The sequence below is a fragment of the Promicromonospora xylanilytica genome (genome assembly GCF_054782895.1).
The window spans coordinates 1-1,370 of record NZ_BAAGRP010000038.1 but is presented as its reverse complement, the minus strand read 5'-3'; the positions used below and the strand labels follow the sequence as shown (position 1 = coordinate 1,370).

General features: G+C 68.4%; 1 protein-coding gene. It reads left to right on the top strand.

What is annotated here, in order from left to right; translation table 11 throughout:
• The first annotated feature begins 70 nt into the window (after positions 1-70).
• A protein-coding gene (locus tag ACYVK7_RS17660) for an IS3 family transposase (protein WP_377183469.1) occupies positions 71-1,332 on the top strand; the annotation gives its coding sequence in 2 pieces (ribosomal slippage) (positions 71-416 and positions 416-1,332; 1,263 coding nt in all).
• Positions 1,333-1,370: the final 38 nt, after the last annotated feature.

Genomic DNA, 1,370 nt, shown 5'->3' with positions numbered 1-1,370 from the left:
GGGGCTTCACCCCGTTTGGTGGACACGCTGATACTGGATCGTGGATCCAGAGGAAGCGAGTTTGATCCGCATGGCTATGAAGAACTATCCGGAGGAGTTCAAGGCCGATGCTGTGGCCTTGTACGAGTCCACACCCGGGGCGACGATCAAGGGGATCGCCCGGGACTTGGGCGTCTCGCGAGAGACGTTGCGGTTATGGGTGCGCCGCGCGGCTGAGCAGCGCGGGCAGGCCGCCGTGACGGCCGGTCCGGCAGCGGGCACGACGCCCGGCGAGCCGGCGGTGCGTTCCGGTGGCCGGGTCGGGCAGCTGGAGGCACGGGTCGCCGAGCTCGAGGCAGCCAACGCTCGCCTGGAGGCTGACAAGCGCAAGCTCGCCACCGAGCGGGAGATCCTGCGCAAGGCCGCGAAGTATTTCGCGGGAGAGACGACCTGGTGAGCCGCTTCCAGTTCGTCGCCGAGCACCATCCCACCTACTCGGTGAAGCGGCTGTGCCAGGTTCTTGAGATCAACCGGTCGAGCTACTACAAGTGGCGCGACGGTGCCGCTGGTCGTGCCGCCCGGGCCAGGGCTGATGCCGGGCTGGCGGCACGGATCCGGGCCCTGCTGAAGGAGGATCCGGCTCTTGGCTCGCCGCGGGTCACGACCGAGCTGCGTAAGACCGACCCGGTCGGGCCGCCGGTGAACCACAAACGGGTCGCTCGTGTGATGCGCGAGCACGGCATCGCGGGGATCCGGCTGCGCCGACGGGTACGGACCACGGTCCCGGACCCGTCCGGGCAGAAGGTGGCCGACCTGATCAAGCGGGACTTCACCGCTCCGGCACCCAACCGCCGGTATGTCGGCGACATCACCTACCTGCCGATCGGTGGCGGGCAGTTCTTGTATCTGGCGACGGTGATCGACCTGTACTCGCGCCGTCTCGTGGGCTGGTCGCTGGCCGATCACATGCGCACCGAGCTGGTCACCGACGCCCTGCAGGCCGCCGTAGCCGAGCGGGGTTCGCTGGCCGGAGCAATCTTTCACAGCGACCACGGAGCCCAGTACGGATCGAAGGACTACGCGCAGCTGTGCGGCCGGCTGCAGGTGACTCAGTCCATGGGCGCGGTCGGCACCAGCGCCGACAACGCCCTGGCCGAGTCGTTCAACGCCACGCTGAAACGCGAGACCCTGGCCGGCGCACCCGCGTTCGACGATGCCCGCGCCTGCCGCCTCGCAGTGTTCCGCTGGATCACGCGCTACAACCTGCGCCGACCGCATTCCCGGCTCGGGAACCAGAGCCCCATCGACTACGAACACGAAACCGACCCGGCTACGCTACGGCTGGCCGCCTGACCACACGAAGACGTGTCCACTTCTCGGGGCGAAGGCCC